Below are 24,591 nucleotides of genomic sequence, written 5' to 3'. Positions count from 1 at the left end.
GGCATGTCGCATGAGTGGCATGCCAGACTCTTGGAGGCGAGCGAGTTTACAGACGGCCAGGAAGGTTGCTCCCTGTGGAGCTTCGCGAATATCTCCGAGTGATCCGTAAGCAGTGGATGATCTTGGTCCTCTGCATGACCGCGACGGTCGCGATCGCAGCGGTCATGGTCCTGCGTACGACCCCGACGTACGCCTCGAAGGCGACGCTCTTCGTGAGCGTGACCCAGACCGACAACTCCGCGGTCAGCGCCTACCAGGGCGGGCTCTTCTCCCAGCAGCGGGCCCGGTCTTACGCCGACCTTGTGCGGGGCGAGGCCGTGACCCGGGCGGTGATCCAGGAGCTGGGGCTTTCGATGTCCCCGTCGACCCTCGGCAGCAAGATCAAGGCGCGGGTGCTCCCCGAGACGGTGCTCCTCGAGATCACGGTCACCGACACCGACCCGGCCCGGGCCCAGCGACTCACGGGCGCGGTGTCCGACAAGTTCGCGACGTTCGTACAGGAACTCGAACGCCCGAACCCCGAGGCGCCCTCGCCGATCAAGGCGACCACTATCGACGCGCCGACCCTGCCCGGAGCCCCCATCGCGCCGCAGCCCAGCCGCACGCTCAGCCTCGGCATCCTCGCGGGCCTGGTCCTGGGCATCGGCATCGCGGTCCTCCGCGAGATCTTCGACACCAGCGTGAAGACAGCCGAGAGCCTCAGCTCCAAGACGGACGCACCAAACCTCGGTGTCATATCGCACGACCCCGAGGCGCAGTCCAACCCGCTGGTCGTCCACATCGAGCCCCGATCACCCCGGGCCGAGGCGTTCCGGCAACTACGTACCAACCTGCAGTTCGTCGACGTCGACCGCCACCCGAAGCGGATCGTGGTGACGAGTTCGGTGCCCTCCGAGGGCAAGACCACCACGACCTGCAACCTCGGCCTGACGCTCGCCCAGGCCGGCCAGCGGGTGATCCTGGTCGAAGGTGACATCCGGCGCCCGCGGCTCGCGGAGTACCTCGGTGTCGAGAGCGCGGTCGGCCTCACCAGCGTCCTCATCGGGCGGATCGCCCCGCAGGACGCGATCCAGCCCTGGGGCGACATCCCGCTGCAGGTGCTCGCCAGCGGGCCCCTACCCCCCAACCCGAGCGAGCTGCTGCAGTCCCGCGCGATGGAGATGCTGCTCAGCGAGCTCGAACGCCGAGCCGACGTCATCCTCATCGACGCGCCACCGCTCCTGCCGGTCACCGACGCCGCGCTGCTGGCCCGGATGTCTGACGGCGCGGTCCTGGTCGTACGCCACGGCAAGACCAGCACCGACCAGATCGAGACGGCGATCGGCAACCTCGCCAAGGTGGACGCCAGGCTGCTCGGGACCGTCCTCAACATGGCACCGGCCAAGGGACCCGAGGCACTCACCTACGGCTATGGGTACGGCTACGGCATCGAGCCCGGCCGGCGGCGGTCGAAGGGCGAAGGCGTCGCCGCCTGACCTGCGGCTTGGCGGAGGTGTCTCGGCTTCTTTGCCGAAACTCCTCCGCCAGGTCACCGCAACCTTCAATCACAACTCCTGGTCGCCGCCTGCGCTGTGTGAGAACCCAACCGAGCGACGTGGGAACAGCCCGGGTAGCGCCCGCGCGCTTCAGACCGCGGCCGGTCGCGACGGCCCGGGTCTTACGGAGAGCGCGGCTCCCACGACGCCCCGCCGTCCTCGGTGTACCAAAGCGCCTCCCCCGCGCCGATGTACGCGCGTTCGCTGTCGGCGGAGACGTCCGGGAGCTCGGAGGCGTCGGTCTCCACACACGTCTGGGACTTCCACGACGTACCACCGTCCGAGGTCTTCATCACCGCGATGCCGGCGCACGACGGGTCACCCGTCACCACAGCGAGACCGGTGGATCTGTCGACGAAGTCCAGGTCGGCGGCGCCCGGAACCTCCCCGCGTTCCTTCCACGACTGGCCGCCGTCGAGCGTGCGCTGCACCGCGCCGTCGCCGCAGAGGGCGTACGCCTGGTCGCCTGACAATGTGCTGAACGCCGTGACGACCTGGCCATCCGCACACGGGACGTCGGCGTTGCCGGTCGGTGCGTGGAGGCGCGCGGCCGCTCGCGGAAGCCGGTGCCAGCTGCCGTCGGAGCCGTCGGCCTGCTCCCAGGTGCCGCCGCCGTTCGTCGTGGTGAACGTCGTGACGGACCGGCAGTCGGTGCCGGTCGCGACGATGGACGCGGTGTCCGCATCGACCGACGCCACCCGGATGATCACGGCCGCCGACGGCACGTCACTCTTGACGAACGTCTGGCCGCCGTCCAGGGAGAGCTCGACATTTCCGCCGCCCTTGCCGCAGATACCGGAGACCGCCCGGGCCACCGCGCGCCCGCGGCCGATGTCGACCATCGTGCGGGACGCGGCGGCGTCTGGGGCGGGCACGGGCGGCCGATTGCCGCTCGACGCGGTGGGTTTGGGTTCGGCGGTCGGGGTGCCGGAGGGCTGCGCCGTGGCGCTGGGGAACGGCGTCGAACCTGCCTCCCTGAGTGCCGCGGAGTCGCCGCGCACATGGCGGAGGGCGAGCCCCACCAGCACGACGTCGACCACGACGAATGCGGCCAACGCCGCCACGCCGGCCCTGCGAACTTTTGCCACGTTTGGCCCTCCTTGCCGAGAAGCCCCGCCTCCAGGACCGATCCGGGTCACGTTACCGACCGGCCCCTGGCAGGCCGGTCCCACCGTCGCCGGCGAGCCGAAAACCTCCCCACCACATACCAACCGGGCAAACTACCCGTTAGCCTGTGCCGGCAGCCGCAGCCGTCCTGGTCGGCGTACGGCCTGTGTGGTTCCGGCCCCGCTCGGGCTTCGCCCGTCCGGGTCCACCCCCACCACCAGACAACGACCTGGGACCCGCGAAGCAACGACCTCGACAGACGGTAGTTCGACGGGAGGCAACCCGGCGGACGCCGCAACGGGAGAGGAGGCACCACGTGCGCCGCGTCATGGTTGTCTACGGCACCCGGCCGGAGGCGATCAAAATGGCACCGGTGATCGCGGCGATGCGCTCCTCGGAGACGGTCGAACCCATCGTGGCCGTCACCGGTCAGCACCGGGAGATGCTCGATCAGGTGCACGAGCTGTTCGACATCAGACCTGACCACGATCTCGCGATCCTGACCCCGGGACAGTCGCTGGCCGAGATCACCTCCCGCGCCCTGGTCGGCGTCAATGCGCTCGTACGGCAGGTACGCCCTGACGCCGTCCTCGTCCAGGGCGACACGACGACCACCTTCGCCGGCGCGCTGGCGGCGTTCTACGAGCAGCTGCCGCTCGTCCATCTCGAGGCCGGGCTGCGCACCGGCGACCGCCACGCGCCGTTTCCCGAAGAGATCAACCGCCGGCTCACCACCCAGCTCGCCACGCTGCACCTCGCTCCCACCTTCACCGCTCGCGACCATCTGCTCGCGGACGGCGTTCCGGCACCCACGGTCGCGGTCACCGGCAACACCGTCATCGACGCGTTGTTCGACGTCGCGACCCGCCGCCGTCCCTACACCGACTCCCGCCTCGAACGCCTCGCCGCGTCCGGACGCCGGATCGTCGTGGTGACCGCGCACCGGCGGGAGTCGTGGGGCGAACCCATGCGGGACGCGCTCCGCGCGGTCGCCGACGTGGCCGGGAGCCATCCCGACGTCGACGTGGTGTTCCCGATGCACCGCAACCCCGTGGTCCGCGAGGTGGCGGAGGCCGAGCTCCACGGGCGTCCAAACGTCCTGCTCATCGAGCCGCTCCCGTACGCCGAGTTCGCGCGCCTGCTCAGCGACTGCCATCTCGTGGTCACCGACTCCGGAGGCATCCAGGAAGAGGCGCCGAGTCTTGGCAAGCCGGTCCTCGTCCTGCGCGCCACGACCGAGCGCACCGAGGCCGTCGAGGCCGGGACCGTCCGGCTGGTCGGCACCGACCGCGCGGTGATCCGGGCGGCGCTGGCGGAGCTGCTCGACGACCCGAGTGCCTACACCGCGATGGCGAACACCGCGAACCCCTACGGCGACGGCAAGGCCGCCGCTCGCTGCCTCGCCGCGGTCGAGGAGCTCCTCGGGGTGGGCCTTCGGCTACCCGACTTCGAGCCCTGAGCCACTGTCCGCGCCCCGCCAGAGTCCCCTGGTGTCGATGACCGCGGCGCGCGCGGCGGGGGGCTCGACCCCGGCGAACTCGTCGTGGTCAACGAGGAGCGCGAGCACGCCGGCACGGTCGAGTGCCTCCGCGGCGGAGACGAGCTGGACGTTGTCGTGGACCTGGAGGTACGCGGGCAGGTCACCGACGTGCGGCTCCACGACCAGCACCGCGGTGTCAGGGAGCGCCGCGGCCACCCGCTGGACCACCTCGACCGCCGGGCTCTCGCGCAGGTCGTCGACGTTGGCCTTGAACGCGAGCCCGAAGCAGCCGACCGGGACACCTGGTCGCTGCCGGGCGGCGGCGAGGATCTGCTCGACGACGTACGCCGGCTTGCCGTCGTTGACCTCGCGGGCCGTACGCATCAGCCGGGCCTCCTGCGGCGCCGAGGCGACGATGAACCACGGATCGACCGCGATGCAGTGGCCTCCGACACCGGGACCAGGCTTGAGGATGTTGACGCGCGGGTGCCGGTTGGCGAGTTCGATGACCTTCCAGACGTCAAGGCCAAGCCGGTCGCAGACCAGGGAGAGCTCGTTGGCGAAGGCGATGTTGACGTCGCGGAAGGCGTTCTCGGCGAGTTTGGTCATCTCCGCCGAGTCCGCGTCAGTGAGATGGAGCACACCCTGCGTGAAGATCCGGTAGAGCTCGGCCGCCCGCTGCGCGCATCGTGGGGTGAGCCCTCCGATGACCCGGTCGTTGGTGACAATCTCGATCATGATCCGGCCGGGCAGGACGCGCTCGGGACAGTACGCGACGTGGACGTCGACCCTGGCCGTCGAGGCGGCCGGTTGGGCGTGCGGGAACACCAGGTCGGGCCGTAGGTCGGCCAACCAGCGGCTCACCTGTCGCGTCGTACCCGGCGGCGAGGTCGACTCCAGGATCACCAGCGCACCCGACCGCAGCCTCGGCGCGATCGCCTCGGTCGCCGCGCGGACGTACGCGAGATCGGCCTCGTTGCCCGCTTTGAAGGGCGTCGGCACCGCAATGATGTAGGCGCCCGCGACGGGGACCTCACTCGATGCCCGCAGCCGCGCCATCGAGACCGCCCCGCTCACCGCGACCGCGAGGTCCGGCTCGACGAACGGCACCTCACCGCGGTTGACCGCCGCCACCGTGTCGGGATTGACGTCCACCCCGTGAACGTCGACGCCCTGCGTCGCCAGGGCGGCTGCCGTGGGCAAACCGATGTAGCCGAGACCGATAACGGCCACGTTCGTTGCTTTACGGCTCACAACTGGGCTTCCGGGTAGTTACGTATGAAGCACCCGTGATCGTACCGATCTGGGTTTTAGCTTCAACCCTGCCCCCTCTTGGACGGTTTGGTACGAGGGGGAGGGAAACTAAGTGCAACCATGAGTGACGGGTTGTGTCCGACGCGCGTAGATCACTACCATGCACCTCGGCCTGTCGCTAACGAACCGTAACTACACGGTCACTGATTCGTTAGGCCAACCGTTGTACGGACCACCTGTTCACCCTTTCAGAGGGGGCTCGATGCATTTAGCCACGTTCGCACGTCGTGGTGCGGGGATACTGGCTTCGACCGCTGTCGGGGCCGGCGCGCTCGTCGCCGGAACACCCGCCCACGCTCAGACCCAGGCGGCGCCTGAGGTCGGGTACATCGCCCAGGCCTACGGCACGTACGCCTACAACTCCGACCGGTCGCTCGTCTCCGGTCCCACGGCGTACACCGACATCGCCTGCACCACCAAACCAGGTCTGACGTCCCGCAACACCACAGCGGAGGTGAAGCTCAAGGGCGTCGGCAGGGTCGGCGCCACGGTCACGGGGGTGAAGTCGCTCGCGTCCGGGACCACCCGTACCGCGGTGTCCACCTCCGAGACCGCCGCAACGACGTTGCTCGGTGGCGCGATCACCGCGGGCGCGATCACCTCGTCCACCAAGGCGATCTGGGACGGAAAGAAGTTCCGCGCGGAGCAGAGCTCGGCGCTGGCAGACCTGAAGGTCCTCGGCTTGAAGCTTCCGATCAAGCCGGCCCCGAACACCCGCGTCGACCTCGACCTGCCGCTGATCGGCAAGGTCGGCTACCTGGAGCTGAACAAGCAGTACCAGCGCCAGCTCCCGACCGGCGAGTTCGAGGCGATCACCACCGCGTTCCACCTCGCACTGCTGCCGAAGAACCCCTGGCTGCCCAAGGCGGACCTCGACCTGCGGATCGGTAACTCCAAGGCGAGCCTGACCAAGCCGTCGACCGGTTACCTCAAGGGTCAGGGCTTCGCGACGCGGGTCAACCTGGCCAACGGCACCATCGGCTCCGGGCCCACGTCGCTCGCCAAGGTCAACTGCCTCGGCGGCAAGGGCAGCAACCGGATCGCCGGCGTCGACCTCGGCGGGCTCGGCAAGGCCGGTGCCGCGACCACGGAGGCCACCGGCACCGTGACGAGCACCGGGGCCAGCAGCAAGGTGGTCAACGAGATCGCCGGGCTCAACCTGCTCAACGGCCTGGTCAAGGTGGACGCCCTCAAGTCGGTCGCGGCAGCGACTCGGACCGGCAACGGCGCCGTCCAGCTGTCCTCGGAGGGTTCGAAGTTCGTCGGCATCACCGTCGCGAACCACCCGGAGATCAAGGTAAGCGTCTCGCCGAACACCAAGATCAACCTGCTTGGGCTCGCCGAGATCACGTTCTACAAGGTCAAGAAGACCTCGAGCACCATCGAGGTGACCCAGATCGAGATCGTGATCAAGAACGGCAAGTTCGGTCTGCCGATCGGATCGAAGGTCGAGATCGGACGGGCGTACGCGGGAGTCATGCCGCAGCTCTGATCTGATCAGACGTACGTCAGAAGAGGGTGGTGCTTTGTGCACCACCCTCTTTTCATGTCCAGCGGTCCGTCATGGCCCAGCAATCTGCTTTCTCACGAACACGCGGGGTTCACGCCACCGGAATCTCCACGAGCTGGGATTGTCCGCCCACGTCGAGTGATCACGCAACGTACAAGAATCCGACTTTGAGATCACGCTGAGTTGACCTCGGGTGCTCCGCATCCACCGCCCACCGCACACGAAGCGGGTCACGCTGCGGTGATACCAGGGCCGGACGCTAGGGAACGGGTGGACCAGCCGGGCCGTGTACCTGTGTGACCGCGTCCGCGATCGGTGCCAGTGCGGGAATGTGCAGCCCGCGAGGGCCGTACACCAGGCGGGCGAAGGCGACAGCGGCCCATGGTGCGGCCGGGCCATGCAGCAGCAGCGGCTCTCCCACCTGGTATCTCGCGACGAACGACCACTGGGTGAGGTCGGCGGCCAACTCCACCACGCCCTCATGCCAGAAACTGAGCCACCGGCCCAGCACGTCGCAGAAGATGCGCCGGTCGGTGATGACCGCGCGGACCTGGCAGTGATCCCGCCACTGGGCCGCGGCGGCTACCTCGGCTCGCCGCCGGGACGCCGCGTTGACGACGGCGGTGCCGATCAGGCCGGCCGCGATGAAGGCCGGCGAACCGAAGAAGAACCCGCTGCTCTGTTGGTACGACACGTTGGTCGAGTAGAAGCGGGCGTACCCGAGAACCAGATCGCCGTAGATGCGTTCCCCGGGATCCATCCGAAGCGAGCTCGGCGGCAGCTCGGGCACCTCACCGCCCTGACGCAGGTGCTGGTAGAGCGCGCAGGCACTCTGCCAACCCTGCTGAAGCGACTGATCGAGACCATTGTCGTGGGGCCGGCTCACCTGGCATCTCCATGACCCGACGGGGCACCCGCGATGGGTCCAGGGCCACGTCGGATTTCAGCCGGCCGAGCAGCCACACCCCACCGCGGGTGGAATGGAAGGGACGTACGACGACAACGCTACCGGCGCAGCTGCGCCCGCACATGCAGGCCTGCGTCCGGCGGCACGATAACCTCCTGCGCCGCCGCCACCCCATCCGCGAGGAGGGTCGCCTCCGGCGGGACGTTGCGCCGGACCAGGGCCATAGCTACCGGCCCGAGTTCGTGATGGCGGGCGCTGCTCGTGACGAACCCCACGTCCTTGCCGTCCTGCGTCACGACCGCCCCGTGCGCTGGCAGCCGGTCGACGGAGCCGTCCAGGTGGAGGAAGACCAGCCGCCGTGGCGGGCGGCCGAGGTTGTAGACCCGCGCGACCGTCTCCTGGCCGCGGTAGCACCCCTTGTCGAGGTGCACCGCGCTGCCCAACCAGCCGACCTCGTTGGGAATCGTGCGGTGGTCGGTCTCGAACCCAAGGCGCGGCACGTGCGCGGCGATCCGCAGAGCTTCGTACGCCCACATGCCGGCCGGAGCGCCGGCCTCCTCGGCGTAGGCCCGTAGTCGTGCCCGCGGCACGAACACCTCACGGCCACCCAGTGAGTCCACGCCCATCCGGGTGAGGTGGCCCGTCGCAACCTCGGACCGGGGCTCCCAGACGATCGCGTACTCCGAGGTGAGATCCGCGACCTCGACCCGCAACAGAAACCGCATCGAGTCGAGGAATGCCACCAACGCCGCCGACGTCCCAGGCTCGACATGCATCCAGAACGCCTCGCCGTCATCGACACCGGCCAGGGTGTGCTCGACATGCCCGTGCGGCGACAGGAGCAGCGCGCTGGTCGACTCACCCGCGACCAGGTGTTCGAGATCCTGCGTGGAGAGCGAATGCAGCCAGGTGAGTCGGTCGGGACCCGTGACGCGGACCACGCCCCGGTGCGAGAGGTCGACGAAGCCGGTGTGGTCGTGGGCGAGCCGGCGCTGCTCCCGCAGCGGTTCGCCGTAGTGGGCGGCGACCCCGGTGTCGGGCGGATCGGCGTTCACGGCGCCGTCGAGATCGAGCAGGGGGCTGGCGTACGCCTGTGCGGGAGTAGCGGTCACGCCTCCGAGGGTACGACCTCGGCCGGCCCGGCCGGCACCTTCGCCGGTCGCGGGTGCCCCTGGCAGTCGGCACAGTCACCGAAGACCGTCAGATGGCGTACGTCGGGGCGGAAGGAGTACTCCGCGCGAAGTGTCCGAGCGAGCGGCTCGATCACGGGCGGAGGCACCTCGATGATCCGCCCGCAGGTACGGCAGACCAGGTGGGCGTGGTCGGGTGCGCTCGCCGAGTGGTACGTCGGAGCACCGTGGCCCAGATGGGCGTGGCTCACGAGTTGGAGCTCCTCGAGCAGCTCGAGGGTGCGGTAGATCGTCGACATGTTGATGCCGCGCGCCTTCTGGCGTACGGCGGTCAACACGGCTTCGGGCGTCGCGTGCCCCAACTCCTCGACCGCCTCCAGCACGAGCTGGCGCTGGGGAGTCAGCCGGTATCCCCGGGCACGCAACTCCTCCTGCAGCTCGGGAGCGCCCCTGGTGCTTTCGTGTGGATGGGCCATCACGGAGAGTCTAGTGTCGAAGCAATACCAACCCGGCGCGCGACGACGTCTGGGTTAGGAGCTCGGCGGTGTCAGTGGCTCCGCCCGCTCGAGCCGGCCCCACAGATGCGGCTGGATACTCTGCCCCATCGCCGCCATGTCGAAGGTCCAGAGCAGGGCACCCTCGACCAGGCCGTACAGCCGGTGGCCGCCGGTGTACTCCTTGGCGGTCGCGGTGCGGGCCACGAGGTCGGTCGCGAGCTCGACCTTCGCATTGTCGACCCGGCCGTACCACACCTCGGCGACTCCAGTGGGGTGTGCGAGGACGACCTCGAGCGCGTCATCAGGCTGTGGCCGCCAGAACCCCGTCTCCATGGCCAGCGGGCGGACCGCCGTCCCCTCCTCGTCGAGCAGCCAACTCCGGCTCGTGTAGTAGAGGAACGGCTTGCCGTTGTGGCTGAAGACAACCTCATGCCCGAACGAGAACGGCTCGATCGTCGGGTAGTCACCCTGCCCCTTGCCCTCCCACCGGCCGAGGAGGAAGGCGAGCTTCATGCAGTCAGGGTGCAGGTCGGTCGGAATCTGGAACGGGATCGACGGCATGTGGTTCACTCCCCGTCTCTGACGCCGGGAACGCCCCGGGACAACCGATAAAGAACGTAGATCCCGAACGCGCCGACGGCGAAGACGGCGAGGATCAGCACCGTCGCGAACGCCGCCTCCAACACACGAGAGAGTCTAGAAGCGCCCGCCGCTCACACAGACCGGGGGCTGTCCGCGGCGTGGGCGCGCCACCGTGACCACGGAGTCGGCGGCCCGGTCACAGACCCGTCGACCTGATCAGGAGGATATGTCCGCAAAGGCCCGCGTACCATGTGACCGGCATGCTGACGTACAAGACCGTGAAGGGACCGGTGCCCGCGGGTCGGAGCGTTGCCGCCAGGCGGCAGTGCGCCAGCTGATCCCGCATACCTGACCACCCGCGCCATTGGGTGGGGCCCGAACCACCCCGCGGGGGTGGGCCCGGGCGGGGCCGGAACCACACTGCGGTGTCCCGACGCGTTCTTGAGACAACCGGGCTGGACCGTCACGCGTCAGTGTTTACTGAACGATTCACCGAAGGATTCCGCCGGATGGGGCAGCCGCCCGAGGCCCACGGGTACGAGGACCAAGGACGCCGATGAGCAACTACCGCAGCGATGACGAGCTCCGCTCGATCCACATGAGCGACGACCGACAGGCCAGCAGCCATCGTCGACGACGCAAGGACCGCACCAGGACCACGCTGCTGATCCTGCTCTCGCTGGTCCTCATGCTCGGCGGCGGCACAGTCCTGACCGGCTACCTCGTCTCAGAGAAGCTCGGCGGACAGGTCGACCGGGTCCCGGCGTTCTCCCAGCTCAACGAGGAGGCGCGACCCAAAAAGCCCACGGGCGGCACCGGCGCCAACGCGATCAATATCCTGATGGCGGGCAGCGACGCGCGCTCCGACTCGGAGGACGGCACCACCGGCGCCGGCAAGGGTGACGCGTGGCAGAGCGGTGGGCAGCGCAGCGACACGATCATGGTCCTGCACATCACCGGTGACCGTAAGGGCGCCTACCTCATCTCGCTCCCCCGCGACTCGTGGGTCGACATTCCTGGCCGGAGCGGCAAGAACAAAATCAACGCCGCGTACTCCTTCGGCGGTCCGCCGCTCTACATCGAGACGGTCGAGAAGCTCACCGGGCTCCGTATGGACCACCTCGCCGTGATCGACTGGACCGGCTTCAAGGCACTCACCGACGCGCTCGGCGGGGTCGAGATGACCTTCGACAAGAACACGCGGTTCGCCAGCGGTAAGTACTATCCCGCCGGTCCCCACACCCTGTCGGGTGAAGAGGCGCTCGACTACGTACGCGAGCGCAAGCACCTCAAGCGCGGCGACTTCGACCGGATCGCCCGGCAACAGAACTTCCTCCGCTCGCTGATGCGTCAGACCCTCTCCAACGGCACCATCACCAATCCGGTGAAGCTCGCCCGGGCGCTCGACGCGATCACCCAGAACCTCTCGGTCGATGAGGAGTTCACCACCGGCCAGATGCGCTCGCTCGCCCTGCAGATGCGCGACCTGCGACCCGGCAATGTGACCTTCATGACCGCCCCGACCCGCGGCACCGGCATGGAGGGCAGCCAGTCAGTGGTCTACCTCGACGACGCGAAGTGCGACACGCTGTGGAAGGCGATCCGCGACGACAAGGTGGGCGACTGGCTGCAGTCCAACGGCAAAGATGAAGTCCTGGGTGACCAGGTGCGCTGAATCCCTTTAGCACGTACCCCGCACGGTCTCGTTGGCTCGGGGCACCCTCGTACGGCTGTACTGGCCAAGGGTGCCCCCGACCCATATCCGGGGTTATTCAAAACCCCTCGCCTTGGGCGACGGTTCTTCTGAATCCGGTCGGGTGAAGTTGATCTACGGCTGCGGAACCGGACGTCCGCAGCGGCGAAACGCCCGAACCAGCACCGTTGATCAACTTCGCGGATGCACGGGGACGAGGAGGAACCCTCGGCGCTAGGTGGACAATCGGGCCAGGCAGTGGAGCATTTCCCCATGCGGAGCACCGACAAAGCTCCACTGCTCTACGCCCGCGTCCCCGCGGCGGCCCGTTGTCTCACGAACCGGACGACTCGCGACTCATTCAAGATCAACTTGCAGAATCGCCCACGCTTCGCGCGGCGGATTGTGGGCGATTTCTACAAGTTGATCATGACCCGCTCAAGGATCGCTCGCTCTGCGCGATCGCCCCTTGGCAGAAGTTGTCATAGGTTTCTCGGCTAACAGACCGAGAAACCTATGACAGCTCGGCAAGGTAAGGGGCCCCGGAGCTCAGTAGGCGCCGTTACGGCTCACGACGGCGCCCAGGGTCTTGGCCAGGATCACCAGGTCGGTCGAGAGCGACCAGTTCTCCACGTAGTAGAGGTCGAGGCGTACCGAGTCGTCCCAGGAGAGGTTCGACCGGCCCGAGACCTGCCACAGCCCGGTGATGCCGGGCCTGACGAGCAACCGGCGGCGTACGTCCTCGCCGTACTGCGCCACCTCGCTCGGCAACGGCGGCCGCGGGCCCACGAGGCTCATCTCGCCGCGCACCACGTTGAGGAGTTGGGGAAGCTCGTCAAGGGAGAGTTTGCGGATGACTCGACCCACCCGGGTGATCCGCGGGTCGTCGCGAATCTTGAACAACACGCCGTCGTGCTCGTTCGCCGCCCGCAACTCGGACAGGCGCTGCTCCGCGTCGACCACCATCGACCGGAACTTGAAGCACGGGAACTCCTTGCCGTGCACGCCGACGCGGGTCTGCCGGAGAAAGACCGGCCCGCGGTCGTCCAGCTTGATGGCCACCGCGATCGCCGCCACGACCGGCAGGGCGAGGACGGTGAGTACGACGGCGCCGACCCAGTCGAAGATGGCCTTGACGATCCGGCGGGCGCCACCGAACTCCGGCTCCTCGACGTGCAGCAGCGGAAGCCCGGCGACCGGGCGTACGTGGATCCGCGGCCCGGCCACATCGGTGAGGCTTGGTACGACGACCAGGTCGACGCCCAGCCCTTCCAGCGACCACGAGAGCCGGCGCAGCAGCCGGGACGACCGACCCGGGAGCGCGCTGACGACCACGGTGTCGGCACCGGACCGCTCGACCGCGGAACGCACCTCGTCGAGATAGCCCAGGATGGGCAACGAGGCGTCCGCCACCTCATCGCCCGGGTCCTTGGACAACCGGGGCAGGCAGGCACCGACGACAGAGAAGCCCATCTTGGGTTCCCGCCGCATGATCTCGAGTAGCTCCGCCACCCCGGCCGGCATGCCGACCAGCAGCACGCGATGAACCAGCCGGTCACGTCTGCGCTGCCGTTGCAACCACTTGCGAACGCCGAACCGGCCCGCCAACAGCAGCACCGCCCCGAGCGGGAAGGCCGCGGCGAGGAAGCCCCGGGACAGCTCGATCTTGCCCAGGTAGCAGACGATGGCCACGAGCCCAGCCGTCAGCACGCTGCTGCTCACGACGAGCTTGAACTCGTCGGCACCGGCACCGAAGATGCGCGGGGAATAGGCGCCGCGGAACGCGAGCACCACCATCCACACCGCGGTGAGCCCGAGCGCCACCGTCGTGTACGAGACACCGCCGAGGTTGCTGCCCCGCCACGCACCAGCGATCTGGGACTCGACCACGCCGAATCGAAACATCGCGGCGACGATCCCGCCCACCGCGAGGAGCAATAAATCCAGGACGACCACCGCACCCGCGAAGAGCATGCGTTCGCGGTTCGTAGCACCCCGATCGGCGAGGACGGTGGGTCCACCCAGAGCCTCATGACCACGGCGCGTCTCGTCGAGTTCCCTCAAAGTCACCATTTTGTTGTTTGTCCGTCCCCCCGAACGTCGTATTCGTACTACGTACCACGGGGCTGTCCGGTTGCCGGCGGTTTCGGAAGGCCGGAATATCCTGGAGGCTCTGCGCAGATCGGTCAAGGGCGGGCGTCACAGCCGTAGACCGCAAAGAGCTATTGTCCGACATCCAGTGCCTAACGGACACCCGGATGACACACCGTAGACGTGGAAGGACGGCGGATCCATGGCAGGTCGGGCAGTCGTCACCGGCGGGGCCGGCTTCATCGGCAGTCACCTGTGCGAACGCCTGCTGGCTGAGGACTACGAGGTTGTCTGCCTCGACAACTTCCTCACCGGCCGACCCGACAACGTCGCACATCTCATCGAGCAGGCGGGATTCCGCCTCGTGCGCTGCGATGTGACCGACTACATACACGTCGTCGGTCCGGTCGACATGGTGTTGCACTTCGCCTCACCAGCGTCCCCGATCGACTACCTCCAGCTGCCGATCCACACGCTCAAGGTGGGTTCGATCGGCACCCTCCACGCGCTCGGGCTCGCCCGCGAGAAGGGCGCGCGTTTCGTGCTCGCCTCGACCTCCGAGGCGTACGGCGATCCCCTGGTCCACCCCCAGCCGGAGACCTACTGGGGGAACGTCAATCCCGTCGGCCCGCGCGGGGTCTACGACGAGGCCAAGCGGTTCGCCGAGGCCCTCACCATGGCCTACCGCTCCACGCACGGGCTCGACACCGCGATCGTCCGGATCTTCAACACGTTCGGCCCGAGGCTGCGCCCTAACGACGGGCGGGCCATCCCCACCTTCGTCCGGCAGGCACTGCGCGGTGAGCCACTCACCGTCGCCGGCGACGGCAGCCAGACGCGCTCGATCTGCTACGTCGACGACATGGTCGAAGGCATCCTGCGGATGGCGCACTCCGACCATCCGGGCCCGATGAATCTCGGCAACCCGCACGAACTCTCGGTCCTCGAGCTCGCCCAGTGGGTCAGGGAGCTCACCGGATCGGCGTCTGACATCCACTTCATCCCACGCCCCGAGGACGATCCGCGGGTACGCCAACCCGACATCGCGCAGGCGCGGGACGTGCTCGGGTGGGAGCCCAAGGTCGCGGTCGAGGACGGACTGCGCCGCACCATCGCGTGGTTCCGCGACCATCCAGAGCTCGTCTAGGAGGTCGCGCGGAGAGCGCAGCCCGCGACCTCTGACGCGCGACCGTCACGAACCCTCGCTGAACTGATACCGCGACTCGAGGTTGTTGCCCGCCGTCCGGACCACTTCCTGAACGACGACGAGCTTCCCCTTCGGGTCAGCGCCGACGTGGGGCACCGCCGGGTCCGGTGACCCGAAGTCGACCCAACCGCCGACCCCGGGGTACGCGGTGAGACCCGTGGTGTCTCGCAGCGTGTCGAACACCGCGCCGCGATCGACCGGCCGGTCGGACGTGGTCGTTGTGAGCCGGTCGACACCGGTCATGATCAGGCGGAGCGCGTCGTACGCGAGGATGATGTGGCCGTTGGGTCGTGACCGGAACGCCTTCGCGCTGGGGCCTCCGGGCGTGCGTTGCTGGCTTTCGTAGTCGGCGAAGAAGCGGCGTACCCACGGGTCGACGTTCGCGCTCCCACCCCGGATCTTCGCCCAGCCGTCCAGGGTCGGTGCGAACGTCGTGAAGAAGAGCCGCCCGTTGACGTACTCCTCCCGCCCGGCAAGGTCCCTGAAGTCGGCCGTCTCGAGCTGGGAGAGGTCGTCGCCGCCGAGGACCACCGCCTGGTCGCCGCAGGTGCTGCGGCTGAGTTCGTCGAGCAGCGTGGGCATCTCGTTGCTGCGCCCGGCGTACAGAATCAGCGGCCGCTCGGACCGCTGGCAGATCTCGGTGACCCGCTGCTGCAGGGACTGGGCGGTGTTGTTGGAGTCGGCCTCGTAGTTCATCTCGGCCGGCGGACCGAGCCGAGGGTCTGTCCGGCGCTGCTCGGCCTGTAGGTGGTTCTCGTACTTCTCCACGAGGTCGGCGCTGTACTGGTCGGCCTTGTCGAACACCAGGAACGGCGTCCGCCCACGCAACCGCCGATCGCTGGCCGCGAAGTCGATGGCGACCTCCGCCTGACGGTCGTTGGAGGGCGCGACCCGCAGGAAGTAGGGCTTGCCGACGAAACCGGTGCCGGAGGGCACGGACCCGACCATGGGGATGCCCGGCCCGTCTGATCCGGGGGTTCCGAGGATCCCGGCCGCCTCGACGGTGGAGTCGCGGGTCTGTCCCATGCCGGCGACGGCGATCATGGTGGGATCCCGCTCGGCCAGCCGGCGGATCTGCCGTGCCGTGTCCCCGGCGTAGACGGAGTTGCCACCGAAGTTGGCGAGGACGACGCGCAGCAGGGTGCTCGGTTGGAGGATCGGGGTGTCGAAGCGGTTCCACTCCCGCTGCGCGAGGTAGGCGCCGCGTAGCTCGTTGACCCCGGCCGAAAGGTCGCGCTGCGGGCCCTCGTCGGCGGAGCTGAGCATGGTCGCCACCACGACCGTGACGTAGGGGCGGCCACCGGGCGTCCGGCTCTCCGCGATCACCTGGGCGTTCTGCTCGCCGATGAGCCGGCTCAGCTCGGCGACCTCGACATCGTCCCCCAGCAGCTCGTGGCCGTGGGCGAAGGCGCCCGGCCGGTCGGTGACGCCGATGCACTGACCATCGCCTTCCTTGGACAGCGCGCGACTGTCGTCGAGCACGCCGCTGACGATGGGCCTCACCTGCAGGGGACCGAACGGGTTGCAGTGGAGCACCGCCTGCTGGGCGTAGATGCCGGCGTACCCCACGATCAGGAGCAGCGCGCCACCCAACACCAGGCGGCGGCCGGTGTCGCGGGGTGGAAAGACCTTCGGGTAGGGCCGCGCCGGCTCGGGCTCGCCGCGGCAGTACGCCGGCAGCGGTGGTGCGGGGGCGGCCGGGCGGTTTTCCTCAGCGGCCCGCTGCAGCCGGCGGTACCTGCTCAGCGTCTCCTCCAGGGCCGCCTCCCCCGGCCGGCCGAGCAGGACGTACGCCGCCACGACGCGTTCGAACTGGTCAGGCGTACGGCGGAGCGGGCTCGTACTCGAGTGCAGCGACCACGAAGCCATCACGACGGCCTCGAGGCGCACCACGTCGGGCCGGAAGAGCTTGCCGATGGCGTCGGTCGCCCTGATGCCCTGCAGTCTTGCCCGCAGCTTCTGCGCCATCCCGACCCGGCTCGTCACCGACATGGGAGCCGTCACGACGTCTGAGAGCTCCGTGAGGCAGTGCCAGTCCCGGCGCCTGATCCGCTCGTGGAGCCGGGTCGCCACCAGGTGGAAGTCGCCGAGGGCGAGCGCGTGGTAGAGGTAGTCGGTCTCCCGCCGGAGATCCTTGTAATAGGCCCTGAGCAGCTCGTGGACGGCGGTGTACGACGGGCCGCCCTGCGGCTCGGTCTGCTCCGCCAGCCGGCCGACGAGCAGGTCACGCAGCAGGGGATGCAGGACGAGCGTGCCCGGGTCGCTGGTGCGTTCGGTGAAGCTCAGCATCGCCAGCCGATCCCACAGATCGTCGGCGGACCGGTAGTCGTTCGCGAGCACCGCGACCGTCTCGACGTCCAGCCGCCGCGGGGCCGCCAGCCGGGCCAGCAGCTCCTGCGTCCGGCCGCGTTCTGAGCCGTCAGTGCTGGCCCGGAACCGCTGCAGGAAGCGCAGGAGAAGGTAGTCGCCGACGGTTTCGTTCGGATCGGCGGTCGGCTCACCGGCCGGGACCCGCTCGCCGAACATCGCCCTGATCGACGGGAGGACGCTGGTACGCCGGTACCGCAGGTCGACCAACTGGGTGGCCAGCCGGACCGCGAGCGGATGGCCGTGGGTCACCTCGTACATCTCCTCGACGAGCACCCTCGACTCCACCGGACTGGAGCGGGCGGAGTTCCACTCGGCGAGGAACTGCCGGGTCTGGTCGAGGGTGAACCTCCGGAGCGGGACGGTGAGGTACGCCGCCTCCGGCTCGGGCCGACCGCGCCGGGCCCGCTCGAAGGACTCCCGCCAGCTGGCGTACCTCGACCTGGCCACCCGGGTCCCGCTGTCCTCCAGCCGCTCGCCCGAGCGCGGAGCGGGCTCGGGGGCGGCCGTCGGCAGCGGAGCCGCCTGTTGCTTGGTCGCGACGACGAGCAGAGGTGTGTCGGGCTCCTCCAGCCGGACCTCCGCCAGCAGCCGCAGCACGTCGGTCACCGGCGGCACCGGCGCATCGACACCGCGCGGGTAGAGCGTGTAGCCAACGTCAGACAGCAGGTCGGCACCGTCGAGGAGGAGGACGCAGTTGACCTTGCGGTGCCGGTGTCGCCGGTACGCCGCGCGCAGGTCGGCCTGCAGCGCCCACACCAGGAGCCGGTCGAGTTTCTGTGCGTCGCGCGGCTCGTCGGTGCCCGCGGCCTGCCAGATCCCCACGATCACCGAGTCGATCTTCGCGCCGCGCAGGCCGAGTAGCCGGCCACCTGCGACGTGTTCGTACCATCCGGTGGTCGCACCGAAGGTCGCGCCGAAGAGCCACCGCAGCCGCGCCGGCGCGAGGACGGCGAGCGTCACCAGCCAACGAAGGAACGGCTGGAGCGCCCGGCCGAGTCCTCGTACAGGTGGGGCTTCGTCGGCTACCGACGCCACCGCGTCCGCCATGCCGCGCAGGTTGGTCAGGCGGCCGATGATGAAGTCGCGGGCCCGGCGGTGCGGGTCGGTGGTCGCGTCGGCCGGCGGAGTGGCCGCGAGCGCCGCCCGGGCAAGCGCATACCGGGGCAGCTTCAACCGGCCGAACTGCGGATGGGTGTAGGCACGCAGTTGGGTAACCACGACGTCGAGGAGGTCCGCACACGAGCGCGAGCCGGCGTCGTCGAGGTTGACCCGCGCCACCGGGGCTTCGGCGAAGCGCCGCTGGACGTGGTCGAGCAGGGTGGTCTTGCCGCTGCCGCCCGGGCCGAAGGCGACGACGATGGGGAGTACCTGTCGGGGACGCCGGTCGGCGAACTGGTCAAGGAGCGCGACGATGTCGTCGCGTCCGACCAGCCCGATCTCGGGATCCAGCGGCATCGTCCCCCACCCTGTCGTGAACGCCAGGTCACACAACGCGTCTGCGCAAGCTTATGGGGTGCGGACCGACCATGATCGTTGTTTGTCCGACAGTTGAGAAGCGGCCGGGTCTCCTCGAGCGGCCAGATCCGGGTTGGCCAGCAGAGATGCGTCGGGGGCACCCCCGGCCAACAAGGCCGTACGAGGGTGCCCCCAACGCGGTAAAGGTGAGGGTCAGGTGGAGCGGTCAGGCCGAGCTGAGGGCCAGCTCGACCTCGGCGATCTTGCCAAGCTCGGCGTTCACCGAGCCCTCGGCGGTGGCGCTGCGGGGCGCGAGCGCCCGCACCGTCCAGGTGCCGGGTGCGGCGAAGAACCGGAACACTCCGTCTTCACCGGTCGGCACCTCCGCGGTGAACTCCCCCGAGCTGTCGAGCAGGCGGACGTACGCCCCGCCGACGGGCTCGGAGTCGCGGCGGACAACGCCCTGGATCACCGCTTCCTTGGCCAGGTCGACCCCGGCCAGTGCGGCTCCGCCCACGGGCGCACCGCATCCGTCGTTCGCGCTCATACGCGTCCTCGCTCCGCTCCGGGCGCGCATGAGGCACGCCGCACGCTGTATTGAATGGTTCGCTCGCTCATGATGCCTCGCCAGGCTGGTCACCGAGCACGACCGGAACGCCGACCAGCGAGCCGTACTCGGTCCAGCTTCCGTCGTAGTTCTTGACGTTCGGCTGACCAAGCAGCTGGTGCAGCACGAACCAGGTGTGCGAGCTGCGCTCGCCGATCCGGCAGTAGGCGATAGTGTCCTTGTCGAAGTTGACGCCGGCCTCGCCGTAGATCGTCCGCAGCTCGTCGTCGGACTTGAACGTGCCGTCCTCGTTGGCCGACTTGCTCCACGGCACGTTGACCGCCGTCGGGATGTGGCCGGCCCGCTGGGCGACCTCCTGCGGGAGGTGCGCCGGCGCGAGGAGCTTGCCGGTGTACTCGTCGGGCGAGCGGACGTCGACCAGGTTGCGCTGGCCGATCGCGTCGACCACCTCGTCGCGGAAGGCCCGGATGCTGAGGTCGGGGTCCTGCGCGGTGTAGGTGGTCGGCGTGACCGAGGGAACCTCCTCGACCAGCGCGCGGCTGTCGAGCTCCCACTTCTTGCGGCCACCGTCGAGCAGGCGAACATCCTCGTGGCCGTAGAGCTTGAAGTACCAGTAGGCGTACGCGGCGAACCAGTTGTTGTTGCCGCCGTACAGAACGACCGTCTGGTCGTTGGCTACGCCGCGCTCGGAGAGTAGCTTCTCGAACGCCTCCTTGCCCACGAAGTCGCGCCGGACGGGGTCCTGGAGGTCCTGCTTCCAGTCGAGCTTGATCGCACCCCGGATGTGGCCCTTGTCGTAGGCGGTGGTGTCCTCGTCGACCTCGACGAGCACGACCTTCGAGTCGTCCAGACGCTCCTCCGCCCAGTCGGCGGAAACCAGGACTGTGTCACGGCTCATGCTGAAGCCTCCTTGCTAGCTGAATGGTGAGACGGTGCCGACAGGGCGCGGCGGACGAGCAGGTATGCCTCGCAGCCGAGACACAGCCCGAAGACCGCGTTCAGGAACGCGGCGATCAGAGCGAACCCGGTGGCGACGGCGCCCAACGTCGTCGCACCGGAGACATAGGCCACGACTCCGAGCACGGCGAAGACGAGGCCGACCGCCTGCGCGAACCGCGGCGGCGCCTCCTCCTCGAACTCACGCGGCGGACCGAGGCGGGGACGGATCAGACGTGCGTAGAGCAGGGCGTACGGCGACCGCTTCACACCGAGCAGCGCCCCCAGCGCGAACACCACGGCCTGGGCGGCAAGGAGCCACGCACTGCCGGTGACCAGGACGATCGCCAGGACGACGGTGGTGACGGCGGCACCGAAGCGCGGCCCGCGAGCATCGAGGGTCGGCTTTGGTGGAGTTACTTCCGGATGAGGGTGATCCGAGGTGGACATGGCTGCGACGCTCCTGACAGAGGCACGGGCCGGATGGTCGGGCAGCGATCCCTGAGCGGGACCGGCCCCGGAGGACGGCGCTCTGCGGGCGATCAGCACATCAGCGGCTGGCAGCAGAGACTAGGGACGCCGTCCAGTCAGGACATACGACACAGGCAGGTCGACGTGCGGCAGTGGTCCACCGCGCGTCGTTTGGTCAGCAAGGTCGTACGCAACACGCCGTTCAGGCTACGGACCGCAACGGCCTGCTGTCACGGCCGTCTTGCATAGTGAACGGCGGGGTCAGGCAATGAGACGGCGTGACCGGAACGGGCCACGCCGCCCGCGGCGGGCCTCCCGGGTCGCGGACCCGGCGCGCCGCACGGCCCGCCCGTAGATCGCGGCCATCCGCTCGGCGTACTCCGAGGGTGGGTTCTGCTCCGCGCGGCGCCGGGCGTCCTCACCCACCTGCTTGCGGTAGTCCGGCCGGGTCAGCAGGTCCTCCAGCGCCTCGGCGTACCGCATGGCGTCCGGTCCGGCGAGCACGCCGGTGCCGGCCAGCGGGCCGTTCGCGTGCAGGGCCGCGTCGGCCAGAACCGACGGCAGTCCCGCCAGCGCCGCCTCCTGCACGACCAGGCCCTGAGTGTCGGTCAGGGACGGGAACGCGAAGACGTCGCTCGCGGCGTACGCCTGCGCCACCTGCTCGGGGGGTAGCTGTCCGGTCAGGATGGTGCGGTCGGCGATGCCGGCCTGCTCCAGGAGCCGCTGGACCCAGCGGGGTTCGTAGACCGCGCCGACCAGCACCAGGCGGGCCGCGGGCACGACGTCGCGCAGCCGGCCGAACGCCTCGGTGAGCAGGTCGATGCCCTTCTCGCGGTTGACCCGTCCGACGAAGAGCACCACCGGTTCGTCCGCACTGATGCGGTGCCGCCGCCGGAACTCCTCCCCCGCGCTCGGAGAGACCGACGGCAGCGACACGCCTGCCGGCGCGAGGTAGATCCGGTCGTCGTCGACCGGGAGTTTGCAACGCTGCAGGATGGCCGGTGTCGGGACGAGCACCGCGTCGGCGTCCGCGAGTAGCAGGCCGTTGACGGCGTCGACCACGGCGTTGCGGCGTTCGATCCGGGAGACCGACACCCGGCGCGGAAGCTCCGGCTTCGGGCTACCCAGGCGCCGGGCGTAGCACCGCGCCACGCCCGCGAGGACGGTCGACGGCAGGCGGTACGCGTCGACGTACGCGCGAAGGTCCGTGTGGTAGGTCTGCACGAGCGGCAGGCCGAGGCGGCGGGCGGCGAAGATGCCCAGCAGGCCGACCGGCCCCGGGGTGTGGACGTGCACGACGTGGGGCAGCCAGTGCGCGACCCGCTCGACGTGCCGGCTGCGTGGCCAGGCGGCCAGCCGGAACTGCGCGACACCGCACGGCACCGACGGAAGCCGCAACAGCTCCTCGTCGGTCGGCTGGTCAGGGTGCCGGGGCACCACCAGGAGGCTCGAGTGGCCGAGCTCCGACATCGCCGCCGTGAGCGTCTGGAGCGCGGTGACGACGCCGTCGCGACGAGGGACGTAGGTGTCGCTGAAGTGGGCGACCCGGAGTGTCGGACGGCCGGTACGCGCGGCGGCCGCGGGGTCGAGCGGGATCACCGTGGCGATGTCACCGTACGCCGCACGGCGGCGCATACGTCGCGCCCCGAGCAGTGGGCGGAGGTCCATGGACCGGCTCCTTGTGTCGGCCAGCGGGGGTGGTAATCAGCGCGCGCCCCTCGTCCCGACCTTCGTCGAGGCGCGACCAGCTCCTTACGGTCTGGAGCCAGGTCGACTCCGGCGGTAAGCCTGGCACGGACGGCCCCCGCCATGGTGGCCCGGGGGTTACATGTGACGGAATCGGGGATGACCCGGATTTGGTGTCACATGTGCGTTCCGCTGCTGGTTCCTTACCCGTTGAGGAACCGCCGTAGGCTAACCCACCGCCGATCCATGGACATGGCCGAGAGCGGCCAGCACGTCGGCCCGCCGCGGCTGGCCGGATGCCCGGGTGACGACCTGCCCGCGCGGATCAAGGACCAGCACCGTGGGGGTCCGCAGGATGTGGAAGCGGCGTACGAGATCCAGATGCGACTCCGCGTCGACGTCGACGTAGGACACGCCCGGCACCTTCGCCGCGACGTCCCGCAGGATCTGCCGGGTCGCCCGGCACGGCGCACAGAACGCCGACGAGAACTGCACGAGGGTTGCCCGCTCGCCGAGAGGTTCGCGCAGGTCAGCCTGGGTGAGGAGGTCTGATCGCGGCGGTACGGGGGCGGCCGGGGGCTCTGGCGCCGGCTCCGGTGTGGCCCCCGCGTCATCCGTGGCCCCCGCGTCATCCGTGGCGGGCGCGGTGGGCGCTACGTTCGAGCTGGTCACGGTCCTGAACCTCCCGTCGTACCTCTTCTTCGCCACACCGAGGAACGTCGCCAGGACGAGCGCGGCAGCGAGGACAACGAGGCCGGTCTCCACGCCCTGAGAGTACGGGCTCAGGAGTAGGACGCCACCGCATCGACCACCAGGTCGATGAACGCGGGTACGTCGAGGTCGACCGCGACCTGGGCGTTGGCCTGCGCGCCCGTGACTCGGTGCAGTCCACCACGGTCGCGCCCAGCGTGTGGGTGCCCGTCGTCTCGACGGCGACCGGCGTACCTAGATCGCTCAGCCGCCGGAGCACGTCAGGCGTGACCAGCGCCTGGTGGGTGACGGTTGGCGACGGTGGTGATCGCGAGCAGGTCGACCGCGGGGTTGGCGGCTGCGAACAGGATCGCGATCGCGTTGTCGTGTCCGGGGTCGCGATCCAGGATGAGCGGCACGGCCACACCGATCAGCCTGCCAGGCCTACACCCCCAGGGATTCATGACGGGCCCTCGCTTGGCCAGGCTCGCGGGTGCGTCCGCTGGGGCCTCCCTCGCGCGGCAAGTCGTCACCACACAAGGAAAATTGCGCGCGCTTCGTGCGGAAATGCCGCGGAAGGTCGCGAGCCCTCAATTGGAGGGTTGTTCAAACCCCGTCGCGCCAAGCAACTGGCTGAGCGGAGGTCGACGTGGGACCTGGCGACGATGTGGCGGCCCAGGCACGGCACCCGTGCTCGCCGAACCTCGAGTAGACGCCCACTTCTGCGCGAGAACTGGGCACCTGCTCAAGGTTCGCGCCGCGACACCTTCAGGTCCGCCAGCGATGTGAGATGGCGCGGGCCGTGTCTCACATTGTGTACACCTTCTCCGGTACGAGGCGCGGCATATCCCCACCAGGCAAGGCAAATTCGCCTAGCGAGGTGGGGAATTGCCGCGTGAGGTCCGCCAAAGGGTGTACGCAATGTGAGACAAAAGCGTGGCTTCTCACTATCCGATACAACCGGGTGTACGCCATTCGAGACGCCCGCCACCTCACGCGGCATCTCCCCAGGAAGCACCCTCAGTTTACCTTGCTTGGCGACGACTCGCGGCAACGAGAGCCCGAATGGCCCCGCACCCGAAGCACCTCAGCAAGATCGTGAAAACTTAAGGGGGTCATAGAGCCTGTCGCGTAACTCGTGGCGGGTCGAGTTGGGACGTGTTCGCTGGTTGCGTTGTGTAGTGGCGCGGGTGCGTTTTGTGGGTGTGGTGGGTGTGTGGGCATGGTGGAGGGCCCGTGCCGGTGTGGTCCGGGGCGGGCCGGGGTTGAGGTGTGGGGCCTGTTCTGTTAGCTGCCGCGGGTTTTTGTGCGGCGGCGGTGTTGGATGAGTTTGGCGAGGTTGTGGGTGACGGCCCAGATGTG

General features: G+C 69.0%; 19 protein-coding genes. 5 read left to right on the top strand and 14 right to left on the bottom strand.

Going from position 1 to position 24,591, the window contains the following annotated elements; genetic code table 11:
* The first annotated feature begins 74 nt into the window (after nt 1–74).
* Nucleotides 75–1,475, top strand: a complete 1,401-nt coding sequence (locus B141_RS0131655; RefSeq protein ID WP_020579207.1) for a tyrosine-protein kinase domain-containing protein — start codon at nt 75–77, stop codon at nt 1,473–1,475.
* 182 nt (nt 1,476–1,657) lie between these two features.
* Here the strand turns inward: B141_RS0131655 and B141_RS0131650 are convergent, their stop codons facing one another.
* Nucleotides 1,658–2,623 (bottom strand): WD40/YVTN/BNR-like repeat-containing protein, encoded by a 966-nt coding sequence (locus tag B141_RS0131650; RefSeq protein ID WP_157181441.1) that lies wholly within the window; start codon nt 2,621–2,623, stop codon nt 1,658–1,660.
* Nucleotides 2,624–2,958: 335 nt separating this feature from the next.
* Here B141_RS0131650 and wecB point away from each other — a divergent pair, with 335 nt between their 5' ends.
* A complete protein-coding gene (gene wecB, locus B141_RS0131645) occupies nt 2,959–4,101 on the top strand; it encodes a non-hydrolyzing UDP-N-acetylglucosamine 2-epimerase (RefSeq protein WP_020579205.1) in 1,143 nt (380 codons plus the stop codon).
* Here the strand turns inward: wecB and wecC are convergent.
* Nucleotides 4,081–5,355, bottom strand: coding sequence for a UDP-N-acetyl-D-mannosamine dehydrogenase (gene wecC / locus B141_RS43870; RefSeq protein ID WP_020579204.1), 1,275 nt, complete (start codon nt 5,353–5,355; stop codon nt 4,081–4,083). The two genes, wecB and wecC, sit on opposite strands and share 21 nt — an antisense overlap.
* A gap of 283 nt (nt 5,356–5,638) precedes the next feature.
* On the opposite strand from wecC, the gene B141_RS0131635 reads away from it, so the two are divergent.
* Nucleotides 5,639–6,928: a choice-of-anchor P family protein gene (locus tag B141_RS0131635; protein WP_020579203.1), complete on the top strand. Its 1,290-nt coding sequence runs from the start codon at nt 5,639–5,641 to the stop codon at nt 6,926–6,928.
* Nucleotides 6,929–7,205: 277 nt separating this feature from the next.
* Here B141_RS0131635 and B141_RS0131630 read toward each other — a convergent pair whose 3' ends face one another.
* The 4 genes from B141_RS0131630 to B141_RS0131615 all read right to left on the bottom strand — a co-directional run bounded on the left by B141_RS0131630 (nt 7,206) and on the right by B141_RS0131615 (nt 10,041).
* Nucleotides 7,206–7,832 (bottom strand): hypothetical protein, encoded by a 627-nt coding sequence (locus B141_RS0131630; protein ID WP_020579202.1) that lies wholly within the window; start codon nt 7,830–7,832, stop codon nt 7,206–7,208.
* Nucleotides 7,833–7,951: 119 nt separating this feature from the next.
* Nucleotides 7,952–8,965: a CAF17-like 4Fe-4S cluster assembly/insertion protein YgfZ gene (ygfZ, locus tag B141_RS0131625; RefSeq protein WP_020579201.1), complete on the bottom strand. Its 1,014-nt coding sequence runs from the start codon at nt 8,963–8,965 to the stop codon at nt 7,952–7,954.
* Complete coding sequence (locus B141_RS43865; RefSeq protein ID WP_020579200.1) at nt 8,962–9,459, bottom strand: Fur family transcriptional regulator; 498 nt, start codon at nt 9,457–9,459, stop codon at nt 8,962–8,964. The genes ygfZ and B141_RS43865 overlap by 4 nt, the downstream gene beginning before the upstream one ends.
* Before the next feature lie 54 nt (nt 9,460–9,513).
* Nucleotides 9,514–10,041 (bottom strand): heme-binding beta-barrel domain-containing protein, encoded by a 528-nt coding sequence (locus tag B141_RS0131615; RefSeq protein ID WP_020579199.1) that lies wholly within the window; start codon nt 10,039–10,041, stop codon nt 9,514–9,516.
* Nucleotides 10,042–10,618: 577 nt separating this feature from the next.
* Here B141_RS0131615 and B141_RS0131605 point away from each other — a divergent pair.
* Nucleotides 10,619–11,737 (top strand): LCP family protein, encoded by a 1,119-nt coding sequence (locus tag B141_RS0131605; RefSeq protein ID WP_020579197.1) that lies wholly within the window; start codon nt 10,619–10,621, stop codon nt 11,735–11,737.
* A gap of 567 nt (nt 11,738–12,304) precedes the next feature.
* Here B141_RS0131605 and B141_RS0131600 read toward each other — a convergent pair.
* Nucleotides 12,305–13,828: a sugar transferase gene (locus B141_RS0131600; RefSeq protein ID WP_020579196.1), complete on the bottom strand. Its 1,524-nt coding sequence runs from the start codon at nt 13,826–13,828 to the stop codon at nt 12,305–12,307.
* 220 nt (nt 13,829–14,048) lie between these two features.
* On the opposite strand from B141_RS0131600, the gene B141_RS0131595 reads away from it, so the two are divergent.
* A complete protein-coding gene (locus B141_RS0131595) occupies nt 14,049–14,993 on the top strand; it encodes a UDP-glucuronic acid decarboxylase family protein (RefSeq protein ID WP_020579195.1) in 945 nt (314 codons plus the stop codon).
* A 45-nt stretch (nt 14,994–15,038) separates the two neighbouring features.
* Here B141_RS0131595 and B141_RS0131590 read toward each other — a convergent pair whose 3' ends face one another.
* The 7 genes from B141_RS0131590 to B141_RS48140 form a co-directional block, all read right to left on the bottom strand.
* The gene (locus B141_RS0131590) at nt 15,039–18,878 is read right to left on the bottom strand and encodes a hypothetical protein (protein ID WP_026257728.1); all 3,840 of its coding nucleotides are present in this window, start codon (nt 18,876–18,878) and stop codon (nt 15,039–15,041) included.
* A gap of 226 nt (nt 18,879–19,104) precedes the next feature.
* Nucleotides 19,105–19,425 (bottom strand): DUF1416 domain-containing protein, encoded by a 321-nt coding sequence (locus tag B141_RS0131585; protein WP_020579194.1) that lies wholly within the window; start codon nt 19,423–19,425, stop codon nt 19,105–19,107.
* Nucleotides 19,426–19,492: 67 nt separating this feature from the next.
* The gene (locus B141_RS0131580; protein ID WP_020579193.1) at nt 19,493–20,344 is read right to left on the bottom strand and encodes a sulfurtransferase; all 852 of its coding nucleotides are present in this window, start codon (nt 20,342–20,344) and stop codon (nt 19,493–19,495) included.
* Nucleotides 20,341–20,832: a DUF4395 domain-containing protein gene (locus B141_RS0131575; RefSeq protein ID WP_020579192.1), complete on the bottom strand. Its 492-nt coding sequence runs from the start codon at nt 20,830–20,832 to the stop codon at nt 20,341–20,343. Before B141_RS0131575 ends, B141_RS0131580 begins: the two co-directional genes overlap by 4 nt.
* 282 nt (nt 20,833–21,114) lie before the next feature.
* Nucleotides 21,115–22,521: a glycosyltransferase gene (locus B141_RS0131570; protein WP_020579191.1), complete on the bottom strand. Its 1,407-nt coding sequence runs from the start codon at nt 22,519–22,521 to the stop codon at nt 21,115–21,117.
* 246 nt (nt 22,522–22,767) lie between these two features.
* On the bottom strand, nt 22,768–23,304 hold the full coding sequence (locus B141_RS0131565) for a TlpA family protein disulfide reductase (protein ID WP_020579190.1): 537 nt from the start codon (nt 23,302–23,304) through the stop codon (nt 22,768–22,770).
* A gap of 206 nt (nt 23,305–23,510) precedes the next feature.
* Entirely contained in the window at nt 23,511–23,654 is a 144-nt protein-coding gene (locus B141_RS48140) for a nucleoside hydrolase (protein ID WP_020579189.1), read from the bottom strand.
* Nucleotides 23,655–24,591: the final 937 nt, after the last annotated feature.

The organism is Actinopolymorpha alba DSM 45243 (assembly GCF_000373925.1).
Taxonomy (GTDB): domain Bacteria; phylum Actinomycetota; class Actinomycetes; order Propionibacteriales; family Actinopolymorphaceae; genus Actinopolymorpha; species Actinopolymorpha alba.
Note: the sequence above shows the minus strand (reverse complement) of the source record. Positions and strands in the feature narration are given on the sequence as shown.